The organism is Bacteroidota bacterium (assembly GCA_013360915.1).
In the GTDB taxonomy this organism is placed as follows: domain Bacteria; phylum Bacteroidota; class JABWAT01; order JABWAT01; family JABWAT01; genus JABWAT01.
This window is the reverse complement of record JABWAT010000008.1, coordinates 1-24,076: the sequence shown is the minus strand read 5'-3', so window position 1 is coordinate 24,076 and position 24,076 is coordinate 1. Positions and strand designations below refer to the sequence as shown.

The 24,076-nt window shown below is 50.1% G+C and carries 20 protein-coding genes; 7 read left to right on the top strand and 13 right to left on the bottom strand.

What is annotated here, in order from left to right; all coding sequences use genetic code 11:
- Positions 1-37 precede the first annotated feature (37 nt).
- The 13 genes from HUU10_10070 to HUU10_10010 form a co-directional block, all read right to left on the bottom strand.
- Complete coding sequence (locus tag HUU10_10070) at positions 38-1,693, bottom strand: hypothetical protein (GenBank protein NUQ81944.1); 1,656 nt, start codon at positions 1,691-1,693, stop codon at positions 38-40.
- Between the two features lie 77 nt (positions 1,694-1,770).
- Complete coding sequence (locus HUU10_10065) at positions 1,771-2,463, bottom strand: hypothetical protein (GenBank protein NUQ81943.1); 693 nt, start codon at positions 2,461-2,463, stop codon at positions 1,771-1,773.
- Positions 2,464-2,471: 8 nt separating this feature from the next.
- A complete protein-coding gene (locus tag HUU10_10060) occupies positions 2,472-4,448 on the bottom strand; it encodes a hypothetical protein (protein ID NUQ81942.1) in 1,977 nt (658 codons plus the stop codon).
- Complete coding sequence (locus HUU10_10055) at positions 4,445-5,905, bottom strand: sigma-54-dependent Fis family transcriptional regulator (GenBank protein NUQ81941.1); 1,461 nt, start codon at positions 5,903-5,905, stop codon at positions 4,445-4,447. Before HUU10_10055 ends, HUU10_10060 begins: the two co-directional genes overlap by 4 nt.
- A 740-nt stretch (positions 5,906-6,645) precedes the next feature.
- Positions 6,646-7,497 carry a hypothetical protein gene (locus HUU10_10050; GenBank protein ID NUQ81940.1) on the bottom strand — a complete coding sequence of 284 codons (852 nt, stop codon included), beginning with the start codon at positions 7,495-7,497 and terminating at the stop codon, positions 6,646-6,648.
- Positions 7,498-7,568: 71 nt separating this feature from the next.
- The gene (locus HUU10_10045) at positions 7,569-8,387 is read right to left on the bottom strand and encodes a hypothetical protein (GenBank protein NUQ81939.1); all 819 of its coding nucleotides are present in this window, start codon (positions 8,385-8,387) and stop codon (positions 7,569-7,571) included.
- Positions 8,388-8,563: 176 nt separating this feature from the next.
- The gene (locus tag HUU10_10040) at positions 8,564-8,731 is read right to left on the bottom strand and encodes a hypothetical protein (GenBank protein ID NUQ81938.1); all 168 of its coding nucleotides are present in this window, start codon (positions 8,729-8,731) and stop codon (positions 8,564-8,566) included.
- Positions 8,728-9,396 carry a deoxynucleoside kinase gene (locus HUU10_10035; protein ID NUQ81937.1) on the bottom strand — a complete coding sequence of 223 codons (669 nt, stop codon included), beginning with the start codon at positions 9,394-9,396 and terminating at the stop codon, positions 8,728-8,730. The genes HUU10_10040 and HUU10_10035 overlap by 4 nt, the downstream gene beginning before the upstream one ends.
- Positions 9,393-9,890, bottom strand: a complete 498-nt coding sequence (gene folK / locus HUU10_10030; protein NUQ81936.1) for a 2-amino-4-hydroxy-6-hydroxymethyldihydropteridine diphosphokinase — start codon at positions 9,888-9,890, stop codon at positions 9,393-9,395. Before folK ends, HUU10_10035 begins: the two co-directional genes overlap by 4 nt.
- The gene (gene folB, locus HUU10_10025; protein NUQ81935.1) at positions 9,887-10,252 is read right to left on the bottom strand and encodes a dihydroneopterin aldolase; all 366 of its coding nucleotides are present in this window, start codon (positions 10,250-10,252) and stop codon (positions 9,887-9,889) included. The genes folK and folB overlap by 4 nt, the downstream gene beginning before the upstream one ends.
- Complete coding sequence (locus HUU10_10020; GenBank protein NUQ81934.1) at positions 10,249-10,773, bottom strand: hypothetical protein; 525 nt, start codon at positions 10,771-10,773, stop codon at positions 10,249-10,251. Before HUU10_10020 ends, folB begins: the two co-directional genes overlap by 4 nt.
- A gap of 19 nt (positions 10,774-10,792) precedes the next feature.
- Positions 10,793-12,610 carry a DNA mismatch repair endonuclease MutL gene (mutL, locus tag HUU10_10015; protein ID NUQ81933.1) on the bottom strand — a complete coding sequence of 606 codons (1,818 nt, stop codon included), beginning with the start codon at positions 12,608-12,610 and terminating at the stop codon, positions 10,793-10,795.
- A gap of 2 nt (positions 12,611-12,612) precedes the next feature.
- Positions 12,613-12,813: a hypothetical protein gene (locus HUU10_10010; GenBank protein ID NUQ81932.1), complete on the bottom strand. Its 201-nt coding sequence runs from the start codon at positions 12,811-12,813 to the stop codon at positions 12,613-12,615.
- A gap of 170 nt (positions 12,814-12,983) precedes the next feature.
- Between HUU10_10010 and mnmA the strand changes: the two genes are divergently transcribed.
- From mnmA to HUU10_09975, 7 genes are all read left to right on the top strand, one after another.
- A complete protein-coding gene (gene mnmA / locus HUU10_10005) occupies positions 12,984-14,096 on the top strand; it encodes a tRNA 2-thiouridine(34) synthase MnmA (GenBank protein ID NUQ81931.1) in 1,113 nt (370 codons plus the stop codon).
- Positions 14,093-14,299 carry a hypothetical protein gene (locus tag HUU10_10000; GenBank protein ID NUQ81930.1) on the top strand — a complete coding sequence of 69 codons (207 nt, stop codon included), beginning with the start codon at positions 14,093-14,095 and terminating at the stop codon, positions 14,297-14,299. Before mnmA ends, HUU10_10000 begins: the two co-directional genes overlap by 4 nt.
- Positions 14,300-14,668: 369 nt before the next feature.
- Positions 14,669-15,700, top strand: a complete 1,032-nt coding sequence (locus HUU10_09995; GenBank protein ID NUQ81929.1) for a LacI family DNA-binding transcriptional regulator — start codon at positions 14,669-14,671, stop codon at positions 15,698-15,700.
- A 30-nt stretch (positions 15,701-15,730) separates the two neighbouring features.
- Complete coding sequence (locus HUU10_09990; GenBank protein NUQ81928.1) at positions 15,731-18,526, top strand: TonB-dependent receptor; 2,796 nt, start codon at positions 15,731-15,733, stop codon at positions 18,524-18,526.
- 18 nt (positions 18,527-18,544) lie between these two features.
- Positions 18,545-22,489 (top strand): hypothetical protein, encoded by a 3,945-nt coding sequence (locus HUU10_09985; protein ID NUQ81927.1) that lies wholly within the window; start codon positions 18,545-18,547, stop codon positions 22,487-22,489.
- Positions 22,490-22,509: 20 nt separating this feature from the next.
- Positions 22,510-23,520 (top strand): PorV/PorQ family protein, encoded by a 1,011-nt coding sequence (locus HUU10_09980; protein NUQ81926.1) that lies wholly within the window; start codon positions 22,510-22,512, stop codon positions 23,518-23,520.
- A gap of 358 nt (positions 23,521-23,878) precedes the next feature.
- On the top strand, positions 23,879-24,076 hold a 198-nt coding region (locus tag HUU10_09975), incomplete at its 3' end, for a hypothetical protein (protein ID NUQ81925.1).

The window sequence follows — 24,076 nt, the reverse complement described above, 5'->3', positions numbered from 1 at the left end:
TTTCAGGCTGGTGATGAGAGCGGGATTTTTTAAACGGTCAGTCTTCAAGGATGACCGGAGGAATCTTTTTATTGACTTCCCGCCAGGCGGCGATATCCAGTTCACGTAACCGCTTGTAAGCACTGGTCGCAATGGCGTCTGTCTCATTCTCCCTGTTCAGAATCCGGATGGTGTAATGTTCAACTGCCTTTGCCGTATCACCCATGTTCTCATAGGTGGCCGCCAGGTACATATGAGCATTGGCATTGGGTTTCATTGACAGGTTTTTGTTGAAATAATAAATGGTTGAATCGAAAAGGAACTGATAGTAAAAATTCATGCCCATGAAAAAGACAGCATCCGGATTGCCGGGTGACAATTCCAGCATGCGGTTATAATACTGTCTGGAGTTGATAAACTGACCTTTCAGAACGCTCAGCCGAAAGGTGTTTGAGAGGGCTTCGAGGTAGTTCGGATTCAGTTCCAGTGCTTTAGCGTAGTTTTCGAAAGAGCGGCCACCTTGTAAATCCTCCAGTTTTCTTTCTCCTTCGAGCAGATAGCCCACAAAGTAAAAGGCTTCAGCAGAGAACGGATTCAGCTCGGTCGCCTTTCTGACCAGTGCATTTTGTGTCGGGAACTTTTCATCATTTGGAAACGGAAAGCCCGACCAGCGGCTGATGTGCATTCTACCGAATTGCAGATAGCCCTTGTAATGGTACGGATCAAGAACAAAAGCGGCCTTAACGACGTCTTCCGCATCGGCAAACAGACTCATTTGCAGATAGTAATCGGCCAGTTCATGTAAAAATTCGACCGAGGTCTGGTCCCTTTTTACGGCCTCGAGCAGATAGTAATTGGCGCGGTTGAGGAAATATTTCCGTTTGAGAGAATCAACCACTTCCCGTCTCGATTGGCCCAGACAGGCCTTGCCCAGATAGTGATAATTCCAGGCAGAGCCGGTATCCGCTTTAATCCAGCTTTCCAGTTTGGGAATGGCAGCCAGAAAGTCACCACCGGTGATCAGGGTGCGGGCTTCCATAAACCGGTTTAACTCGTTTTCGTCAGAGGGAAGGGACCGGCTGATTTCTTCAATTAACCGGCTTTTTGAGACTTTCAGATCGGGGTACATGGCCGAAACGATGACATTGCCTGCCTCGACCAATTGGTCAGTGAGCGACAGTCCTGATGGAATATCCCAGCTTCCGTACGTATTTGACTCACCATATCGGGTATCGGTCAGGGTAATGGTCAGGGACTGATCCTGATTTTCGACCAGAGTCACCACAAAGTGGATGTGATTGAAACGGGCAAACTGAATGAGTGAATCGGGATGGGTCCACTGATGGGAATTCACAACCGTCAGGACCGATTCATCCGGAATGGTGTTGATTTTGGTGGGATAGGATTTTCTGAGGACCTGAGTGAGAAAATAGGGAAGCGCCCTGACCCCTGGTTCCTTATCTTTTGAAAATACCGGACTGATAACCACGTTGGGAATCAGCCGCACCGGAGGAAATGCCAACAATAGCAGACTGTAAACGAAAACGCTGCCAAAGACCGAAACCAGCAGGGACCGGATGTAGGTTTTGGTTTTCATCAGTTCACTGCTGAGATACATGTAAGTGATGATTCCCAGCGAAACCACCACCAGAAAAACCAGCACCCATATTCCACCGGGAATGGTGCCGTTGATAATCATTCTGAAGTCGAGCATACTACCCTTATTTCAAATACCGGCAAGCCGGAAAAAATGCAAAGTTACAGGAGAACCCGACCCGATGAAAAAAATGGTTACCTTGGCTGTGCGCTGCGAGTCAGTTTCTGACGGGCCCGCTCATTCCACTGACGAAGCAGCGGATCGGTATCACCACGTGTTTGCCTGAGCATCAGCCGGGAGGTTTCATCGTAGAGATAACCATCCAGTCCAAGCTGATCGTAGAGCGTAAACAACCGTTCGGCCAGATCGGCCCGTTCCAACAGATCCGGGTAACGGGTGACCAGGCGTTTCAGGCTGAGCAGGGCTCCCCCCGGCTGTCCATGTGCTGCAAACCAATCGATGGCGGTCAGGCGTTCCAGATAAAATGGAATCGCCGGGGCTTCTGCCTGTTTTTTCAGTTCCCCGTACGTTATACCCGGCTTAGGGGGTGTTTGTTCCTGAGTGGCCGGTGCGGCAGGAAGCTGGGACAGTTCGATGTGGGTCAGGGTCCTGACCAGATCGGGTGTGGTTTTCGGTAAGACATCTCCCAGAATGAAATAGGCATTGGCAGGGGCCTCGCTGGTTTCGGTCCCCTCGTAAACATACAACCGGGTCCCCGGTTTGGTCAGGATAATCGATTGAGCCGGCAGCTGTTCCCGTTCCTTTAATGGAATCCATTCCGACTTTACCGGGTTCAGAGTGAAGGCCTGACCCGATTCGAGCCGGGTCCAGACCAACGGGTCGGGAAGATTGAGCAACAGAATCAGCAGTGAAAAATAAGCAGTCATTTCACACCTCAGAAATCATAGATATAGACCGAGCCGTTGCCGACTCCGTCATTGATAATCACATGGTCATAGTATTGCTGGACTCCAGAACTGAATGCCGCATCAAATCCGTTGGGAAGCAAGGTGACTTCTACCGGAATCCAGATGGTTGGCTCCCCAAAGGCATTCTTCCTGATAACGGCCTGGTAGTCATTCAGCCCGGTCAATGATTGGGACCTCGGAGTCAGTCCGGTATCCACCAGCAAAAAAACATGGCCGGCTGTACCATTTTGTGCGGTTGGCAGCGACACACCAGGTTGTGTTCCCGGACGCAGATCGACCACAGCACAATCCATTCCCACCGCCATCAGGAAACTGGCGGTCAGAACCACCAGGTCCTCGCAATCCCCACCCGATTTTTCAAGGGTTTCGGCCGGATATTGAACACGGTCGGTCAGAAAAGAAGTGGAGGGATCCGGAACGTATCTCATGGAAGTTCCCAGCAGGGACAAAAACCGTCTGAGACCGGAAAACCGGATTGAGTCACCCACCTGAGCACCGGCCAGACCTGCCTCAATAAACCGTGACTTGCTGAATGATAAAATATCGGGCGATTGGGGTGTCAGGAAAAAGCGAAGCCCCCAGGTATCACCATCCCAGGCATTCCGGTCGTGGATTTCAAGGGCCAGGCTGGTCAGCCTTTCCTCCTTGCCATCACGGACCAGAAAAATATCCAGCTGATCACTCACAGAACCTGTAGGAAAAGAGGTTTCTCCCAGATAGAGATAAACCGGGACCTGCCTGATTTCGCCCGGTTGCAGAACCAGCTGACCCGATTGAAAACTGATGGGTGCTTTGGCCGTTCTGGCAGAAATCTGAACCGCCTCGGCATCTGGAGAGGTATTGAAAAGATCGAGGGTGGCGGCCGGATTGTAAGCGTAATAAGACCGTTTGGCCGAGTAAACCGATGACAGATACGTTTTCTGACTGGTTAACCGCACCGGGTTGCTCCGGAAAGTCGGATCCAGTTTAAACCGGATTCCGACACCAATGCTCTGATTCGGGGTCATGGGATCGGTCGTGTGGGCCTGGTTGGTCAGCAGGGCATTCAGATCATCGGGTGAAAAACGGTCCTTTTTCCAGGCTGCCATCCGGCCGGCAATCACCAGATCGAGAAAGGGGTACACAGGGAAGACCGATTGAATCTGAAAATCAGTGATCTCGTAGGCAGACACTGGTTTTCTTACCCGCAGACCCGATTTCACCGGTTGGGAAAGTCCGGGAAAACCAGTCGAGGCGGTCAGTCCGGTGAACCAGGCATTTTGCATAAATCCACCTTCAATCTGAATCTCCGGCCATTGATACCGGATCCGGAAATCGGGTCGGATGGTGGAAGTGACGCCACTGAGTGATCCGGGGTCCCCTGATTCAAGCACACTCAGTCCAGACCAGCCACCAGTGAGGGTCAGAGATTCAGAAATCCAGGAAAGCCCGCCCTGAAGCACCACCCGGTGAGCAGTGGTGACCGGTGTCTTCCAATCGATGTAATAAAGTCCCGGAGAAGCTGTTTTTAGGATGGGTTCAGGTTCAGAAGCCTCCTGAATGAGCCAATGGGCCGCTGTTTCAAAACGAAATGCACCTGTTTGCCATTGTCCGACCAATGACACAGGCCATGAGTAGCGCAGGACGGACGGGTTGTTTGAAACGGCCTCGGGATCGGTCAGTTCGGTGCTGTCGGGCAGTAAAATCACCTGCTCGGTGACCGGAATCGAAAAGGCCTGTTCATCGTTAAATCTCAGAATCAGTCCGGATTCCCAATTTCCTCCCCGTATTTTTCCATAAAGTGAAGACTGAAACACAGGAACACCAGTCAGGGTGTTTCTGAACCACCAGCCATCAACGCCCAGTTGGTAGGTCGCGGAAGGAACGAGTGAGAAGGGTTCAACCGGCTGAGCAGGCAGCAAACGGGTGTACAGAATCAGACAGGGAACCAGCCACCATTTCATGGTTTGATTCTCCTGTCTATCAGTGTTTGCAGATCGGGAAGGAAAAAGGATGGCAGATTCTTGAACCGGCCTTTTATCAGTTGCTCTACAGTCTCTCCGGCAGCCAGACCTTCATCAATTCTCGAGAAAATTCCTTCCTGATATTCCCGGACCCTCTCTTGCAGTTTTTCCATGCTTTCGGGTTCGGTCACACCAGCCAGCAACGCAGAAACCGTCCTGAAATCCGGATTCTGACAGGTATACCTGATCACCCAACCCCTGAAATAATCGGTGATGGTCACCCGGTGAAGATTCAGAGAGGTGGCGGCGGCAGTAAAGCTCCTGTGCCGGAACCGGTCGTCACGCAGGGCGGCAAGAACCGAGTCGGCCATCTGGTCCGTGGAGGGAGTCTGTCCGGTGAGTCCAAGTTCGAAATCATCGGGCAGTAGAAAGGTCCGGTTCATGATTCTGGCATTCAGAATGGCACGGTCCGTTGCAGCCAGCAATTGCCGAATATTTCCCGGCCAGGGTTGTTGTTGCAAATAGTCCACCAGAGCAGGGGAAAAACGGGTTTCGGGTGATGTTAAAGCCAGCCGGTTGTTGAAAATCAGACCGATATCCGATTTCCGTTCGCGAAGGGGAGGGATGGTCAGTTGTAAGCCGTTCAGCCGGAAGTACAGATCCTCCCTGAAGGTCTTCTGACTGATCAGGGTAGGCAGATGCTGATGGGTGGCCGTTATGATCCGTACCGATACCCGTATGGGACTGACACCACCTACCCGTTCAAAAAGGCCTTCCTGTAATACCCTGAGCAAACGGACCTGAAAGGCGGGAGGTGTTTCACCAATTTCATCGAGAAACAGCGTTCCTCCATCGGCGAGTTCAAACCGTCCCGGTTTGGTCTGAATGGCTCCGGTAAAGGCCCCTTTTTCATATCCGAACAGTTCAGACTCAATCAGATTTTCATTGAAAGAGGCGCAGTTGACGGCAATGAATGGTTTTTTTGCACGGGCCGACCGATCGTGAATAAACCGGGCCAATCGTTCTTTCCCGGTTCCGCTTTCCCCCAGAATCATGACCGAAATATCCGAGGAAGCCACCACAGCCGCCCGGCCAATGAGGTCGGCAAAGGACCCTTTGGGATCGTACCACAACCCATCAGGACCTTCTGTGGGAGCTGGTGGCTGATTGGAAGACATGTCTTCGTAGAAGCGCAATTTGTACTTCAGATCGGTGAGTTCTCTGTGAACCGATGGATCGGGCCCGGCAGGAACCGGATCAGATGAGGGGGCCTTATCCTGATGAGCACCCCGCAGTGCCACATAGAGCCGGTGAAACAGAAACGGAATCAGGGGAAGCAGTGGAAATAACCAGATCAGGGCCGGTACATGATACCCGGTCCATCTGGCAAGAACAGGGACCAGGATACTGCCTGCAACCAGAAGGGTCAGAAACAACCTGTGCTGCCGGTTGGGCATGAAGACGATCAGAGAGGCCAGTGCGATCAGACCCAAGGACGACAGGATCCACACCCAGTCAGGGAGGAACCAGGCCCAGCGCCCGTCACGGACCGATTGAATACTCCAGGCATAGAGCCGTCCGGTGGCCCATGATTCCTGCGTTCCCGGATGAACAACATACGAAGTCAGACCCGGAAGGTCCGCAAAAATAAAATAATCAGCGCTGTCAGGCCGGATTTGTCCGGTGATCAGACCAGTGAAGGAAGGTCCGGTGACAGCCGATTCAGGCCATGGAATCCAAAGATCCCGATTGGCAAGTGACGGATCCGTTCCCGGCAGATTCCGGCAAACCAGACCCCGGTCAGTAACTTTTATCACATCAGGAAATGGAGGAAAAAAAAGCTGGCGGGGTGCGGGAAACTGTCCCATCAGCAGACTATCGGGTGCGGCCGGGGCCAGAACATGCACGTTCTGGTATTGCGTCAGAACAGTATACCAGTACAGATCCGATTCAGGATGAAGAAAATCCCGGGCCGGAAAAGCCAGATCAAAGTAGACCGAACCTCCGCTGACTGATTTAATCTGATCGGTCAGAAGTCCGTAAAACCGCCGGTTTATCGGCCAGGATGAATCCAGCGCTTTCAGGTCGGTTTGTGTGATGGAAACCGGAATGAACGTCAATGGCCGTCTTTCTTCCCCGGTTTGACCCGTGGAATCCGACAGAAAAAACAGAAGGAGAAAACCGGTGGTCCACATGTTCATTTTCCGCTCAGAATAACCGGAATCTCATACCGGTTCCGGTAATAAACAGGAAGCTGAAGGGTCGGTCCCCCAGCCTTTGGTTGAACCGAGAGCGTATCAATCTGGCGGAATTTGCCATTGGCCACCATCAGGTAGTAATTGACCTGCTGGGGCCGGAACCGGGCCGCCAGTTGTTTCAGATAGGGTTTCGGAATGACAATGACCTTGGTCGGCCGGCTCACCCGGATGGTTAAAAATTTCTTTCCTGCTGGCAGTTCTTCACCTGGACCATATTTTTTGTCGGGGACCAGGTGCAGGAAAAAGCTTGCCGGGCTGACCGGTTCTGAAAAAACAAGACGAAGCTTTTCACTGACCGGAATGACCTGGTTGTTGGTCAGATTGGTTATCCGGTACATGGCTGGCAGGCTGATGGTGGTTGAATAGTCTTCGATGGCAGAGGATCCGGTTGCAGTGAGTGTATACACCTGGCCGGTTGGATTGGATGAATCCCAGATACTTAATAAATAGCCAACACCGGGATGGTTTAAAGTAACCGATCCGAACTTAACCGTCCCATAATTGAGGAAGTTGTTTCCATGAAGACGATGCCTCAGAGAGATACCCGTGAAAAACCGTTTGGTTGGAATCAGGTTCGGATATCCCAGGACGGAAATGATCATGGATGAATCGAGACGGGGAAGGTCCTCGGCCTCATCATCCACCAGCACATCTGTGTTTGAAAGGATCAACGGATTGGTTTCTTCCGGATCGTCCGGATCCACATCCACAGGAGTGGAGGACTGACAGGCACTCAGCAGCCAGAGGGCAGTCAGCAGGGGCAGCAAAAGAAGAGTCCGGTTCGTTTTCATGGGTTTTGGTTGTTTCCTGAAACACCACAAGCCGGTTTGATCCGGCCTGTGGTTGCAGGGTTGCCAGTCTGTTACTTTTTGGTGACTTCGCCGTCCTTGAGACCAATTTTAAATTTCTCGCCATTCACGGTCACATCCGGTGTTTCGGTTCCGTTATAGGTGATGGTGATGGTGCGCGTAAAGGTTCTTTCACCTGACTTGTCAGCGCGGCTTTTGGTTTTTGTGATGGTCAGGGTGTAAACCGCTGTTCCGCTTTCCGGCCAGTTGTTACCGTCATTCTTGTTAATCACGATGTTGGTACGGGTACTTGATCCGCTCAGAGAGAAAGTTTCGGTCACTGACTGATTGCGAATGGTCCGTTTCATTTCATGGAAATTGGAACGGGTACCGGTGCCATTCAGGGTGATGGCTGTTTCTGTGGGAAGAAGGCCGGTCACTGTGTGAGCATTATACCGGTTGATTTCTTTATAACGGGTGTTGCGGGTCATGCCTTCGGGTGTGGAAAACACACCTGTCATGCTGCGTTTAAATACCAGTGCGGTCGAAGAACCCTCGACATAATTGTCGGTGGAATCGCCGCTGACGCTTGCAAACTTCCGGTACAGACTGATGGTCATGTTCGGGCGGGTGATCACAGTATCAATGGCCGGTTTGCCGAATTTGCCAACGGAACCTGATTCATAGGCGGCGATGGTTTCCAGTTCACTGAATTCGCCATCGGTATCAGAGGCAATGTCACCGGCAATCAGTTGCACGGCTGTCAGGTTGTCTTCAGATGTGCTGGCATCGTCTTCAGATTTGGTTGAAGAATCGCATCCGGTCAGCCAGATGGCGGTTCCTGCGATGGCCAGGTAGGTGAAGGCAGTCAGAAGAGAAGATTGCGTTTTCATGGGTAACTCCTTTTTGGTTTGGGTACCGGCTGAGTACCGGTGCTGGCCAACCCCATTGAAAGAACCGTGCCAAAGTCTTTATATCATTGAATATCAATAATATAACAATTTAAGATCTTTGCGGGAACTGAAAGGTTACCCGTAAGAAAAGTGTAAGGAAAGGGCAGCCTTACACTTTATTCCTCGGTAAAATCGGCATCCTCCACCTGTTTCCGGTCTTTTTTCCGGAAACCGCTGTTATAGGTCTGATTGGTTTTTCCGGAACGATTTTTCCTGATCATGCTGGCAACAATCAGAACAATGATCAGAAACAGGACGAGTAGAATAGCGACTCGGATCATCATGGTTGCTTTCCGCTGGGTAAATAATATTCCAGACCGCTGTGGGTCCGGTGTAAAATCTGTTCAATCAATTCTTCAAAGTGTGTCTGGTCATTCACAAAATCAATTTCAGTGGTATTGATAATCAATACCGGGCATCGCTGATACCTGAAAAAAAAGTGTGTGTACGCTTCAGAGAGGCTTTCCAGATATGGTCGGGTAATCCGGTGCTCGTTGCCTCTTGCCCGTTTCTTTATGTTCAGCATCAGCCGGTCCACCGAAGATTGCAGATAGATTACCAGATCGGGGCTGGCCACAAAACTCTCCATGACCGAAGCAATGCGGTCATACAGATCCAGTTCCTCCGATTTCAGGGTGGTCATTGCAAAAATCCGGTCTTTTTCGAAAATATAATCACTGACGACATATTCATGAAAAAGATCCAGTTCGGTGATCTTCTGTTGTTGCTGAACTCTCGATATCAGAAACTGAACCTGTGTCTGGAAGGCATACCGGTTGGGATCTTCATAGAATTTTTCGAGAAACGGGTTGTCTTCAAAGGATTCAAGAACCAGCCGTGCATTGATCCGGTTGGCCAGTATATGGGCCAGACTGGTCTTGCCCACACCAATAACTCCTTCAACGGCAATAAAATGCAGGTCTTTCGGATGTTTAACCGGTGGTATCATGTGTATATCGGTTGATAGGGCATCAGTTGGGATTTCATGGATTGGGCAAGAAGACCGATCCGTTCTCCTGTTACGGGATGGACCAGTGAAGCATTCAGATCGGCCAGCGGGACCAGCACAAACGGTCTCTGAGACACTCCGGGATGCGGAATGGTCAGGTCGGCGGTATCAACCACCTCGGTGCCGGCAAAAAGAATATCGATGTCAAGCGTCCGCGGCTCCCATTGCAGACCGGGGGTTCGTTGCCTGCCGGCTTCTGCCTCCAGACGCCGGCAGAAATCGAGCAGTTCCCACGGGTCAAGGTCACTCAGCAGTTCCAGAACCGCATTCAGGTAATCGGGCTGACCTGATCCATCGAATGGGGCCGATTCATACAGGGGACTCAGCCGGTAACTGATCGTGGAAGGGTTTGCGGCTACCTTGGAGGCGGCCTCGTTCAGAAATCGTTCCCGGTCTCCCAGGTTAGAACCAAGTCCGAGGTAGTACCGGATCATGAGCGGCTTTTCCGGTATTCAATCTCGGCGTAGTCACAGACCCCTCCCACCGGTGGATTCATTTTCCTTACCCTGATCAGAACCGAATGGATTTTCAGAAACCGACCGAGTAATTCCACTGCCATCTGATGGGCGAGTGCTTCAATCAGGTACTTTTTCTGCGACAGTATCAGGTGCCGAAGGGTTGAATAAACCGATTCATAATCGACCGTAGCAGTGATGTCATCTGTCATCGCTGCTTCCTCGGCATCCAGAGTCATCTCCACATCGACCTGGTAGCGGCCGCCAATCCGGTGTTCTTCCTGCATCACCCCGTGGTGTGCGTAAAAATCACAATTAATCAGCTTAATGGTGGTCGTCATTGATGATCCTGCTGGTCGTTTAGTGTTTTTCCTGTGGAATGCCACCATTTCTCGAATGTGCCGGTGATCATTCCCCGGTCCAGATTCCGGCTGGTGCTGTCGGTATAGGCCAACTCAACATCCCACCGGAACAGCTTTCCCTGCTCCTGGTCAATGGTGGCAGGAATATATTGAAAGTCTTTTGTTTTTCCATTCAGAAACGCAGGGGTTGAAAAGGCAAACAGAAAGGGATCGCCCGAAAACAGGTCTTCGAAAAAATGGACCGTTTCTTCGCTGGTATAATCGATGGTTTTGGTTTTTCTGAGCCGGATCCCCCCGCCGGGGCTGAAATCAACGTGGCACAGTACCATGGGCACCTCACCCGAATCGGTCCGTTCGGTGGATAGTTGAACGGACAATCCATCCAGGGTGACCAATCCGGGATAGTCCTGGTCCAGGACAAGATTCACCACCGGAAACAATTCGCGTTTTCCGCCGATGAGAAGGTGGGTTCTGAAAAATGTCAGGGTTTCTATTTTCATGGCAGGCTCTGAAGTCTGGTTACCAGGGATGTTTACGTCCGAACCGGGTGTCGAGATCATCTATTGTCATCTTGATGATCACCGGACGCCCGTGCGGACAGGTGTACGGGTTCTCACAGGCAAAAAGCTGATCGATCAGGGCATTCATTTCGGCCAGCGTGAGCGGATCACCGGCTTTGATCGAGGACCGGCAGGCGTAAGAAGCCGCCAGGTTGTGACGCCCCTTCCATTGAAATTCCTGCTCGTAATCCCGGTACTGTGTCAGAATATCCTGAAGAATACGCTGCTCGGTTCCGGGTTTCACATCGGCCGGAACGCCTTCAATCACAACGGTTCGTCCGCTGTAAAATTTAAAATCAAATCCCAGCCGGATCAGGTCATCTTTTACAGCCCGGATGAGTTCAAAATCGGCCGGTGTCAGGTCCAGTGTATGCGGAAACAGCAATTGCTGGGTAAACGCCGAACTGCTTTCCATCATCCTGAGAGCCCGTTCAAACAGGATCCGCTCATGGGCCACATGCTGATCAATAATCATCAGACCGGTCACAATCTGACTGAATATATACTTGTTGTGAACCTGCCAGATCCGCCGGTCCCCGATGGCTGAATTGTCCACTTCAGACGCAAAGGATTTCAGAATATCCAATGGCCTCTGAACCGTGTCTGTCACAGGCAATGGGTCGGGAACGGGAGTCCGGAAGGGAAGGGTGACCACCCGTTCCAGCGGATCCCGGTAGGGAAAATTCGAGATGGGTGATGAAGGCCGGATGCTGTCCGTGGCAGGTCGGTTTGTGAAATCATGCCCGGGAGGTAAATGGGTCAGGCCTGATTCCACCGGAGTCAGATCACGGGTTCCCAGGGCTTTCCTCACCACCGCCATGGTAATAGCGTAAACCGATCGTTCATCATCAAATTTTACTTCCTGCTTGGCCGGATGAACGTTGATATCGACCCGGTGTGGATCCAGATTCAGAAACAGAACATAAAAAGGGAAGGTACCAGCCGCCAGAGCCGGTCCGTAGGCATTGAAAACGGCATGCTGGATCGATTTGTGGATAATCGACCGCCCATTGATGAACAGGTACTGATCGCCCCTTGTTTTCCGGGCGATGGTCGGATGGGAAAGAAAACCGGTTACCGAGACCAGGTCGGTTTGCTCCTCCACCCGGATAAGGTTTTCCATGACTTTGCGACCAAACAATTGCCCGATCCGCTCATTGGCATCGGCAGGTTCCACCGAAAAGACTTCGGCTCCATCACTGATAAGGGTCCAGTGGATCTGATGATAAAAAAGTGCGTATTTCTGAACGGTATCCAGTATATGCCGGAATTCCACCTGGTCCGATTTTAGGAAGTTCCTGCGGCCCGGTGTGTTGAAAAACAGATTCTTGACCGTAATGGAAGTGCCGGGTGCACAGGCCTCCGGTTCAAAGGCCTGAATGAGTCCGCCGCTCATCCGGACCACAGTACCGGTTTTTGAACCAGCCTGCCGGGTTTTCAGTTCAGCTTGTGAGACCGAGGCAATCGAGGCAAGGGCCTCACCCCGGAAACCGAGGGTCCGTATGGCCTGCAGATCGTCGGCCGTGATGATCTTGCTGGTGGCATGGCGTTCAAAGGCCAGTCGTGCATCGTCGGAGGACATGCCCGCCCCGTTATCTACCACCTGAATGCGGGTTTTCCCCGATTCTTCTATGACAACGGTGATCGAAGTGGATTCGGCATCAATGGCATTTTCAATCAGTTCCTTCACGACCGATTCGGGACGCTGAACGACTTCACCCGCCGCAATCTGATTGGCGATGGCATCCGGCAGGATCCGGATCCGGTTAACAGCCATAATTAACTGCGCCCGAGCAGGTAAAGGAACATCCAGACGGCTGCTATGAACAGGACCAGGTTGCGGATAAGACCGGGTGGTCTTCCTCCATCCCGGAGGCTGGTAAAGCGGATCCGGTGCTCCTTCTGAGAGTCATCTTTGGACGGATCATAATACCGCAGCGGCAAATCGAACCGGCGAACCGGGGGGCGTTTAAAAAGCATGTTGAATACTGTTCCTGACTGATTCAAATCTACTGAAATTATTGACAGTTAACAACTCAGAATGGCCCGTTGGTTCTCTTCCTGGCATCCGGGTTCGCAGGAAAGGGGAATTTAACAGAAAGGGTTTCGGTTATCACGCTGGCGTATCTTTGCAAAAATTCTGGAAATCAATGAGTAAACTCGGTACAGTGGTCGTGGGAATGAGCGGCGGGGTCGACAGCAGCGTGGCGGCGGTCCTGCTTAAGGAACAGGGGTATCAGGTGATTGGGATGACCATGAAAACCTGGGATTATCAGCTGTCGGGAGGAAACACCGGCAAGGAAACCGGGTGCTGTTCCCTGGAGTCCATAAACGACGCCCGCAGCATTGCAGTCCATCATGGCTTTCCTCATTATATAGTGGATTTCCGTGGTGATTTCGGCGACGAGGTGATTGATAACTTTGTTGGTGAGTACATGGCCGGCCGGACACCCAACCCCTGCGTTCTCTGCAACACAAAGGTGAAATGGAATTCCATGCTCAGAAAGGCCATGGCTCTCGGCGCTGATTACATTGCAACCGGACATTACGCCCGGATCCGTCATGACGACGACCGAAACCGTTGGATGCTGTCCCGCGGCCGCGATTCGAACAAGGACCAGACCTATGTGTTGTGGGGAATTTCTCAGGAAGCCCTGTCGAAGACCTTGTTGCCGCTTTCCGGTCTGACCAAACCTGAGGTCCGTCAGCTGGCCCGTGAGTTCGGTCTTAAAACGGCCGATAAATCAGAATCCTATGAAATCTGCTTCATTCCAGACAACGACTATGGACGTTTTCTGCGTGAGAAAGTCCCCGGACTCGGAGACCGGCTTTCCGGCGGACCGGTTAAAACGGAAGGCGGAGACGTGGTGGGTCATCATGACGGGTACCCGTTTTATACCATAGGTCAGCGGCGGGGATTAAACATCGCTGTTGGAAAACCGGTTTATGTAACCCGTATCGAACCCGACACCAATACCGTGGTGGTGGGGGAGGATCAGTCTCTGCTATGCAGCCGGCTCATTGCCGGTCAGATCAATACCATTGCCTGGGATCAGATACCCGATGGGGGAATCCGGGTCGAGGCTAAAATCCGGTACAAGGATTCACAGGAACCGGCCACTCTGACTCCATTACCCGGGGGAGGGGCGGAAATCCGGTTCGATCAGCCAAAGCGTGCAGTAACCCCCGGTCAATCCGTGGTGTTTTATTCAGGAGACGATCTCCTGGGTGGTGGAATAATAGAAAGGGCCTTTATTCAATGAATATCCGCGAAAATCCGTTCATCCTCTTCATGCTGGGCTGGCAGGCATACCTGTTTATTGTGCTTCTTGCCGTGCTGGGCATTCTCGGGGCTGGCAAGTTTGTCACCTTTCTCCCGGAAAGCCTCTCGGCAGCCATGCTTGGTGCAGCCGCCGTTCTGATGATATTCCGCATCATTGTCCGGTTGCTCTGGTTCCGTTCCTGACCGACACAAACTTGTTGCCATCCTTCTTCTTGCAGGTTAATCGGTTTTTACGCTTTATTATCTTAGGTGATAAAGAATTATCAGTTTGATAAATACAGTGGAAGCGGTTGATGGTCTTGTTCCAGTGACAAGTGTGACGACCGGATACCTGATGTTAATAAATGGTCAGGTATGGTCATTTTCATTGACAAAAAGCGTGCAAATCAGGCTCAAAACCTTCTCATGTCACAAATTTGGCCGGATTAAAAGATGATTTAATTGACTTTTTCCTGACCTTTTTCAGCTGGAACGGGTTGACACTCCGTAAAAATTTTCACAATATTGTGGAAGCCTTTCCAAGAAAAGTTCCATTTTTGGGGTGTAGACGGTATGGGAGTGACAATTTATGACATCGCACGTGAAGCCAATGTTGGGATTGGCACGGTATCACGTGCACTGAACAACCATCCGAAAATCGCCGCTAAAACCAAAAACCGAATCCTCGAAATCTCCCGCAAGCTCAATTACCAGCCACACGTCTATGCTCAGGGGCTGGCCAAACGCCGCACCAACACCATCGCCATCATCATGCCGTTCTTCACCAATTATTTCCAGGTGGAAATGCTGCAGGGCGTTCAGGACAAAATGGCCGAGCTGGGATATGATATAATGTTGTATGGTGTTAATCAGATCAGTCAGGTAGATGAATACCTGCGCCGGGCCATGCAAAAAGGGAAAGTGGATGGGATTCTGTACCACTCCATGAAAATGGCCCCGGGATTTGAGGAAAAACTCCGCGAACTGAACATGCCGACCGTTTTGGTGGATACCTACCATCCCGAATTCGATTCGATCACCGTTCAGAATGAAGACGGTGCCTATGTGGCCACCAAACATCTGATCAAGGCCGGGTATCGCAAAATCGGCATGCTGAATGCCTCGATGGAATCCGAACCGGCCCGGATGCGGTACAACGGATACCGCAAGGCCCTAGATGAAGCCCGCCTGACCTTCAATGACCGCTACTTTAAAGTCAGTAAGAATCTTAAAAATGACGGATTCAACCGCGAAGCGGGCTATCAGTCCATGATGGAACTGATTGACCGGAACCGCGAGGATCTGCCGGATGCCGTATTTATTTCTTCGGATATTCAGGCCATCGGAGCCCTGAATGCCCTTCGTGACCGGAAGCTGTCTGCTCCGGAAGACATCGCCATCATCGGATATGATGACATTGAACTGGCCAAACACCTCGGACTCACCACCATGCGTCAGCCCATGTATCAGATGGGGGTATTGGCCGTCGAGAAAATTTTCCATCGTATCCAGAATAACGACTTTCCACCTTCCCACACAACCTTCTCACCAACCCTGGTGGTCAGGGAAACGTGCGGAATGGAAAAACAATCTGTTCATGCCTAACTGTTTAATTAACCGTGGAGTAAGTGTCCAATGATTACCAAGCGATTGGGACAATTCATCCTGGCTGCTTTAATAGCAGCCATTTCATCCCCGGTGTTTGCTCAGACCGGAAAAATTGCTGGAAAGATTACTGACCAGCAATCCGGCGAGGAACTCATCGGAGCCAGCGTACTCGTTGTCGGAACCAGCCTCGGTGCTGCCACCGACTTTGAGGGGAATTACAATATCCTTAACGTTCCCCCGGGTGTCTATACCCTCCGGGTTTCCTACGTGGGATACTCCAGCAAGACCATCAGCAACGTGCGGGTCTCCATCGGACTCACCGCCCGAATTGATGTGCAGCTCAGTGCCGAGGTTCTGGCACTGGAGGGGGAAATTCTCATCACTGCCGAACGCCCGCTGGTTCAGAAGGACTTAACTGCATCCACCGCCATCGTGTCGGGAGATCAGATTTCGGCCCTTCCGGTAACCGAGTTGGCTCAGGTCGTGTCGCTTCAGGCTGGTAACGTCAACGGACACTTCCGCGGCGGTCGTACCGGTGAAGTGGCCTATATGATTGATGGGGTACCCGTAACCGATAAATTTGACGGATCCGCAGTCGTTGATGTGAACAAAAACATCGTCAGTGAGCTTCAGGTGATCTCTGGTGCATTTAACGCTGAGTACGGACAGGCCATGTCTGCGGTGATCAACGTGGCTACCAAGGATGGTACTAATAAATATGAGGGATCGGCTACGGTTTATTATGGTGACTACATCACCGGTAATGATGACATCTTCCCGAAAGAAGATTATTTCAATCCCTTCAATATTCAGAATTATGAGGGAACGTTCAGCGGCCCGGTTCCTTACACCAACAACAACCTCTATTTCTTTGCGGTTGGACGGTTTGTCAATTTCGGCGGCCATCTGTATGGAAAACGGAAATTCAATCCCGACAATTTCTTGGCACAGGACTCCCTTGGACGGGATGCAGGTTTTCAGTCTCTTGGTGACAACAAATATGTTGCCATGAATAACTCCAGCCGGATTTCCGGGCAAATGAAACTGACCTGGCCCGTTTCAACCAGTATCAAAACCTCGGTTAACTACATGTATGAGGATCGGCAATGGAAAGATTATAACCGCTTCTATGTTTATAATCCCGATGCCATCCGGACCAATTACCAGACTTCTCATACCATGATTTCCACATTGACCCATACACTCACTGCCAGCACTTTCTATACAGTGTCTGTGAGCGGATTCAACAAGTTTTTTGAAAATTATGTGTATGATGGCCTCAGCTCAAAATACGTTCATCCTTCACTGAATAATCAGGTTGCCCCTTTCACTTTCTCGGTGGGTGGTGTCGATATGGGCCAGTTCCAGCGTGAAAGCCGCAGCTTCTCCTTCAAATCTGATTTGTGGAGTCAGGTGAACAATGAGCACCAGATCAAAGCTGGTTTCGAGTATAAGTACCACATGATCGATTTCCTATCACGGACGGTTCTGCCTGTTTCTTCGCAGGAAAATTTTGCACCTACCGTGGGGAACAGCCCTTACATTCAAACCCGGTATGATGGCAATAACACATTCAATACCGATTTGTATGAGCGCTCCCCGCAGGAATTTTCGGCCTACATTCAGGACAAAGTGGAGCTTGATAATTTTATCCTGAATATCGGAATCCGGTTCGACTGGTTCGATGCAGCAGGAAAGGTTCTGAATGATCCGACCGATCCAAGTATTTACAACCCGCTGAAACCCATCAATATCTATAATGATCTGAATTCGGATGGAAAGATTGACGACAGCGAGTTCAGTGATGGAAATAAAAAATCAGTGGAAGCCCGTGAGAAATACTGGTGGAAGGATACTGAAGCCAAATATCAGATCAGTCCACGGATCGGTGCCGCCTTCCCGATTACCGATCAGGGTAAGATTTATTTCTCCTACGGTCATTTCTACCAGTTCCCGAATTTTGACCTTTTATACCGCAATGCCAATTACAAATTCGGACTTGGCAGCGGAAACCAGGGTGTGGCTGGAAACTCCGACCTGAAACCGGAACGTAACGTGTCGATGGAAGTGGGTCTGAACCAGCAACTGACTTCAGACATGGCCCTCGATGCCACGGTCTATTTCCGCGACTATCGTGATCTTTCTGGTACCCGTGCCGATGAAATCATCATGTTTGGCGGTACCCGTCAGTATTCTCAGCTGGTCAACTCTGACTTCGCTTTCATCCGCGGTTTCATCCTGACCCTCAACCAACGGATGACCGATGGACTGGGAGTGACCCTTGATTATACCTACCAGATTGCCAAAGGAACGGCTTCCAACCCCGATGCCGCCCGGAATGCCATTGCCGGTGGTCTTGAGCCAGAAGTGAAACTGGTTGCCCTTGATTGGGACCAGACCCATACTGTCAATGCTACCGTGAATTACAGCCAGAAAGACTGGGGTGTTTCCACCATCATGACTTTTGGCAGCGGTCAACCCTATACCCCGCGCACCAGCCAGGATGCTGCAACCATTCTGACCAACAGTGAAATCAAGCCCTCCAACGTCAACGTGGATGTACGTGGGTATTATAATTTGGGAATGCCTGAAGGGTACGGAAGCATGACCATATTTGCACGGGTCTATAACCTGTTCGATACCCTGAATGAATATGGTGTCTTTGATGACTCCGGTCGCTCAGGCTTTACTGTAGATCAGCTGAATGCAGAACGGTTGAATCCAGATCTGAAGGGTGTGAATACATTGGATGAATGGTTCACCAATCCTCAGAATTACTCAGCACCCCGCCTGATCGAATTTGGCGTGACTTATAATTTCTAACATCTCCGGAGTTTCTACATGAAGAAATTAATTCAACTTTCACTTTTCCTGGTTGCAGGTCTGGTGATTCCCTTTACCGGGATGGCTCAGACAAGCGGATATGGAAATGCAACCAACCAGAAAACCGGAGTTCACTCAGGTAATCTGGTGAAAACCGTTTTCAGTAATGCCGGTGTCATTGGTCAGCCTTCTTCCGGCGGACCTCGGGGCGCCTGGATTTATGATAACAACGGATACATTGGTGATATCTCCCTCATGATTGGTGTCGAAGCCAGAATGAAGAACGTCACACCCAATGATCCGCTGATCAACAGTCTGATTGCCTCTAATAAGGACAGTATCTATCACTCTGTGGTCATTTCAAACGTTGCACGCCCTGCAAAGGCACAGGAACAAAGCCCTGAGGGATTGCCCTGGACCTTCCAACCCAAGCCTGGCTATGCTAACCGTGATCAGGGAGCCATTGCAACCAGCATCAATCCAAGCACCTGGCCGGCAACCTGGCCCGATCGTGATGCTTCCTACAACCGCAAATGGAATGGCTATTTCGGGCCTTTTGCTGGTGCTGATCAGGAATCTTATTTTGTCATGGATGATCATTCTGATGATGAATTTAATCGGGCTCCCTTCAATCACGTTCCCAATTCTGCAGAACCTGCCCGCAAGGGAATGGGACTGGATGTGAAGGTTCGTGGTTTGCAATGGGCTCAATTCCTGGCTCAGGATTGCATCTTCTGGTTATACGAAATTAACAACACTTCCACCATGGACTATGAAAAGGCCATTTTCGGTCTGATCTGCGGTACCTATGTGGGAGTAACCGGAACCGATGATGCACCTCGTGAATATGATGACGATGCCTCTTTTTTCGATGTAAAAAACAACCTGGTTTATTCCTGGGACTACCCGAATGATAACAGACGTAATCCGAATTGGGTGGGTCGTAAAGTCGGCTATGTTGGCTACGCCTTTCTCGAATCACCGGGCAACCCCTTCGACGGAATTGATAATGACCGCGATGCCAGCAAAGCATCACCGCAGTTTACTCCATCCGATTTTGACACAACCAAAATTATTCAAAGCGGTGATGTGCTGATCACCATCAGCCGCGACTCGGTGTTTGTAGCTGCCTACAATAAAAAAATCCCGGTATTTAAACGGACTCAGGTCACAGTACCTTCCACCCCGTTTTCTCTCACCACCCTTGGTATGAAAACCCCGGTGAATATTGTTCCCGGTATCACACGCCTTTCAGAAGGTCATCTGGTTAAGAAGACCGTTCCTCGCCCGGGTGGTGTTGGAACCTATGTGACCGAAGTGATTGCAGAAAATGCCTTTGACGGGGTGGATAACGATTTCGATGGTCTCATTGATGAGAACTATTTTGTTCATTATCGTCAGTTTAAAAAGGATCAGAATGACAACGTGCTGTTCGATGAAATTGTACCAACAGCCTATGTCAATTATAAAACCGGTGCCGGTGGCGCAGATCTGCTGATCGATGAACGTCGGGATGACGGAATAGACAACGATCGGGATTGGTCTTCTCTTTGGGATGATGTTGGAGCTGATGGTGATGCTGAAAATATTGATAACGGTCAGAATGACGGAATTCCAACACCAGGAGAACCCAATTTTGATGCGTTGGATGTGAGTGAGTCCGATCAGATTGGACTGACCTCCTTTGAATATTTTTCCCCTGCCAACGACATTGACTTGAAGAATGACGAAACCTTGTGGAATCGCCTGCGTCCCGGATTTTTCTCCGTTCCAGAAATATTTGTGAACGGAAAAGCCATTCGGGGTGAAGATGGTGACTTTACCTTTGGGTCTGGCGTATTTCCGCTTCTATCCAAACAAACCGAACGGTTCTCTTTTGCACTTTTGTATGGAAGCGATCTGAAAGATTTTTATAAAAACAGGAAGGTCGTCCAGATCATCTATGACGCCAACTACCAATTTCCTACAGCTCCCCGGAGACCCCTTGTAAAAGCAGTGGTTGGTGATAAAAAGGTTACCCTTCATTGGGGACGTGAATCCGAGGCTACGATTGACCCGGTATTGAGAATAAGGGATTTTGAAGGGTATCGGGTCTACCGTTCCCTAGATCCTAACTTTGAAGATATCCGCACTATAACCGATGCAAGCGGCGAGGCAGTTGGCTATCAGCCGCTCGCACAGTTTGATATCCCAAAAAATGGTGTTTCTGGCTACTTTATTCCGTCCAATGATGATTTCCAGAGTGCATCTGGTTATTCTTACTATTTGGGGGATGATGAAGTTGGTTTAGCTCACTCCTTCGTGGATGAAAGTGTGGTCAATGGTGAAACTTATTTCTATGCAGTCGTGGCCTATGACCGCGGTGTTGACACTGCAGGGATTTATCCGTCGGAAAACACCAAATTTATCCGCCAACTCTCAAGCGGGGAATATATCACGGATATCAACACTGTTGTTGCAGTACCAAACCATCGGGTCGCTGGTTTTGATTCTGAATCAACCTTTCCGGTTACCAATATTGGACGTCCCACCAATTCAACTGTAACGGTTAAAGTGGTCGATGATAGTCGGCTGATTGATAATGCAACCTATCAAATCACTTTTAAAGACATTTCAAATGATGGAGTGTCTAACGATGCCGATACTTTAATCGATTCCAATGATCCATCTGAATTGATTCCCCTTACCACTTCTTATACTGTAAGAAAAGAAACGGAAGAATCTGAATCGATTCAGTATGACGGTTCGGGACTGATTGCCCTTTCTCGCACCGGTCAGCGACTGGATACCACTACTCTGGTTGTGAAGGATCCTTCAGGTGTAATACTCCCACGCAATACCTTCCGGGCTGATCCAAGGACAGGTCGGATCATTGCCATAAAAGGGGTAGACTTCCCATTCGTAGCCGACAAGGTTTATAATTTCACTTACAAAGCCTTCCCTGTTTACGAAAGCCCCTATATGGCCAATAATCCGGCCTTTGATGAAACCAACTTCCGGTCTAATGCAGATGATGTCACCTTCGATGGTGTAACACTTGCGTTTAAAAATGACTGGCGCAGGTATGACTCAATCAAAAACGTTCCGATAGATTCAGTGCGCATTGGTTCTGAAACCGGATTCTTTGGTGATACCACTTCGCTGAAATTGTCATTCTCGAAGGATGTGGTAAAAGCAGGTGCCAATTTTGTGTATTACACATTCCTGCCGAATACCTACGAAATTTCCTTCAGTGATACGGATATCAGTAACAGCACCGCAGGCCGTCTGGTAACGACCAACGTTCCATCGAGACCTACAAAATTCAAAGTGGTCAATACCATCACTGGTCAGGATGCACCATTCCTGTATCTCCCTCGTTCAGGAAATACAACTGGTGCCCTTTCGAGAGGGGATCAGGTTGTTCTGCTTGATTTGCTGCCACAAAAACGTGGTTACAATTCGCCCAACAACTATTATACCCTCAATGATTCTCTGCACCTGTTGGTGGCATCCTTTCTGATGACAGGTTCTTACAACACCACCATCACAAGTTCTGCCATGAAACTGAAGATCACCTTCTCGAAACCGTTGTATTCAGCAAACGTGTTCGAGTTTACAACCAAGGCGCCCAAACTGGATGCCGAATCAGTGGTCAAACAGGAAATGATGAAGATCAAGGTGGTTCCGAATCCGTATGTGGCCATGTCGAGCATTGAAAATCCGCTGCCGCCCAACGTAACAAGCGGTCGGGGTGAACGCCGGATCGAGTTTCGTCATGTTCCGAATGATGCCAAAATCTACATTTTCACCACGGCCGGTGATTTGGTCCGTACACTGTATGCTGACGGATCCATCTTCAACGGGTCGGTGTACTGGGATCTCCGTACGAAGGAGAACCTGGATGTGGCAGCCGGTATTTACTTCTACGTGGTAGAATCTAAATACGGCAAAAAAGAAGGCAAAATCGGGGTCATTAAATAACCAGGAAGGTTGATTAAACTATGAAAACACGTTTCTCTTTCATTGGACTTGCCCTGATACTGGTCACCTCGGTGGCCATGGGCCAGTCAAAAGTCGGGACCAGCACCGCCACCTTCCTGGGTATCGGTATCGGTCCGGATGCCATCGGGATGGGAAGTGCCGTTGTGGCTTCCAAAACCGGTGCTTCATCGCTGTACTGGAATCCGGGAGCTGCCGGTTCCAAGCCCAGAAATGAGGTTTATTTCACAAAAACAAACTGGCTGGTCGGTTCAAAGTATGACTGGCTGGGTGCCACCATTGCGGTAACCGATGCCAGCGTGATCGGTCTGCAGTTTGGCCGTCTCAGCTATGGCGAGGAAGAAGTGGTGACTGAACTGGATGAGGATGGAACCGGTGAACGGTGGGATGCCTCTGATCTGTTCGTCGGGGTGACTTACTCTCATGCACTTACCGAGCAGTTCACACTGGGTGGTACAGCCAAGTACATTCGCAGCCAGATCTGGCACGAAACGGCCAGTGCCTTTGCTCTGGATCTCGGACTTCTCTACAATTTCCAGTGGAATGGTCTGAAACTCGGAATGTCGGTATCAAACTTCGGCCAGGACATGCGCTATGAAGGCAAGGATCTTTTCAAATCTTACGATGATGATCCATCATCCTCAGGAAACAATGGAAAGATTTCCACCGCTCTGAAAACCGAATACTGGCCATTGCCGATCTTTTTCAGGGTCGGACTCGCCATGGATGTGTACCGGGATGACATGAACAGCCTGATTATTGCGGCGGATGCTCAACGCCCGAGTAACCACAATGAGTCCGTCAACATTGGTACCGAATATGGTTTCAATGACAACGTCTTTCTGCGTGTGGGTATGAAGAATCTGTTCCGTGGTGAGTCCCAGGAAGGACTTGCATTCGGAGTCGGAATCGCCTATCCGATCTTTGGGTATAACCTGAAGTTCGATGTTTCTCACTCACAGATGGAACTGTTTGATGGTATCACAGTCTACGGTCTCAGTCTTCAGTTCTGACCCCTGAATACGATTAATTATGAAAAGGGCTGCCAACCGGCAGCCCTTTTTTTTTACCTGTCAGGTATCTGGATGAACTTGTACCACCATTCCTTTTAGAGGCGAAAAAGCGGACCTGACTGTGGACGGACTGTTCTGTAAAGGAGCGTCCGTTCTATTAATGAAAGATGACCTCCGTCACAATCTGACCGTCATTTTAAGGTAAAAGTGACACAATCTGACAGGGTGCACAAAAAAGTAACCCGACAAAAAAGCTAAATATGTATTGATTTTATTCAGTGGAACCGCTATAATTACTTTCATAGCAGATGTTGCTGCTATACCATCACAACCATCTCATAACTTTAGGAGGAAGTTTATGAAAAAAACTTTACTGCTCGGAACAGCTCTTCTCGTTTCTGTTGCCGCCCTTGCCGGTAACGACGGGACGAAGGCTGTTGCAATTGCAGATAAAGGTATCTCCGAAAGCGCTTACCGGAAACCAGTTTTCCAGAAGCCGACGGAATCCATCTACGTGGGAAATTCGGCCAACGCCTACTTTGCCCAGTCTGCCGGT

What these genes read in the sequence shown, in the direction of transcription:
- HUU10_09980 (NUQ81926.1), top strand. Translation starts at nt 22,510, where the DNA reads ATGAAAACACGTTTCTCTTTCATTGGACTTGCCCTGATACTGGTCACC.
- HUU10_10060 (NUQ81942.1), bottom strand. Translation starts at nt 4,448, where the DNA reads ATGAAATGGTGGCTGGTTCCCTGTCTGATTCTGTACACCCGTTTGCTG.
- HUU10_10045 (NUQ81939.1), bottom strand. Translation starts at nt 8,387, where the DNA reads ATGAAAACGCAATCTTCTCTTCTGACTGCCTTCACCTACCTGGCCATC.
- HUU10_10010 (NUQ81932.1), bottom strand. Translation starts at nt 12,813, where the DNA reads ATGCTTTTTAAACGCCCCCCGGTTCGCCGGTTCGATTTGCCGCTGCGG.
- mnmA (NUQ81931.1), top strand. Translation starts at nt 12,984, where the DNA reads ATGAGTAAACTCGGTACAGTGGTCGTGGGAATGAGCGGCGGGGTCGAC.
- HUU10_10000 (NUQ81930.1), top strand. Translation starts at nt 14,093, where the DNA reads ATGAATATCCGCGAAAATCCGTTCATCCTCTTCATGCTGGGCTGGCAG.
- mutL (NUQ81933.1), bottom strand. Translation starts at nt 12,610, where the DNA reads ATGGCTGTTAACCGGATCCGGATCCTGCCGGATGCCATCGCCAATCAG.
- HUU10_10070 (NUQ81944.1), bottom strand. Translation starts at nt 1,693, where the DNA reads ATGCTCGACTTCAGAATGATTATCAACGGCACCATTCCCGGTGGAATA.
- folB (NUQ81935.1), bottom strand. Translation starts at nt 10,252, where the DNA reads ATGACGACCACCATTAAGCTGATTAATTGTGATTTTTACGCACACCAC.
- HUU10_10050 (NUQ81940.1), bottom strand. Translation starts at nt 7,497, where the DNA reads ATGAAAACGAACCGGACTCTTCTTTTGCTGCCCCTGCTGACTGCCCTC.
- HUU10_09985 (NUQ81927.1), top strand. Translation starts at nt 18,545, where the DNA reads ATGAAGAAATTAATTCAACTTTCACTTTTCCTGGTTGCAGGTCTGGTG.
- HUU10_10020 (NUQ81934.1), bottom strand. Translation starts at nt 10,773, where the DNA reads ATGAAAATAGAAACCCTGACATTTTTCAGAACCCACCTTCTCATCGGC.
- folK (NUQ81936.1), bottom strand. Translation starts at nt 9,890, where the DNA reads ATGATCCGGTACTACCTCGGACTTGGTTCTAACCTGGGAGACCGGGAA.
- HUU10_10065 (NUQ81943.1), bottom strand. Translation starts at nt 2,463, where the DNA reads ATGACTGCTTATTTTTCACTGCTGATTCTGTTGCTCAATCTTCCCGAC.
- HUU10_09990 (NUQ81928.1), top strand. Translation starts at nt 15,731, where the DNA reads ATGATTACCAAGCGATTGGGACAATTCATCCTGGCTGCTTTAATAGCA.
- HUU10_10055 (NUQ81941.1), bottom strand. Translation starts at nt 5,905, where the DNA reads ATGCCCAACCGGCAGCACAGGTTGTTTCTGACCCTTCTGGTTGCAGGC.
- HUU10_10035 (NUQ81937.1), bottom strand. Translation starts at nt 9,396, where the DNA reads ATGATACCACCGGTTAAACATCCGAAAGACCTGCATTTTATTGCCGTT.
- HUU10_09995 (NUQ81929.1), top strand. Translation starts at nt 14,669, where the DNA reads ATGGGAGTGACAATTTATGACATCGCACGTGAAGCCAATGTTGGGATT.
- HUU10_10040 (NUQ81938.1), bottom strand. Translation starts at nt 8,731, where the DNA reads ATGATGATCCGAGTCGCTATTCTACTCGTCCTGTTTCTGATCATTGTT.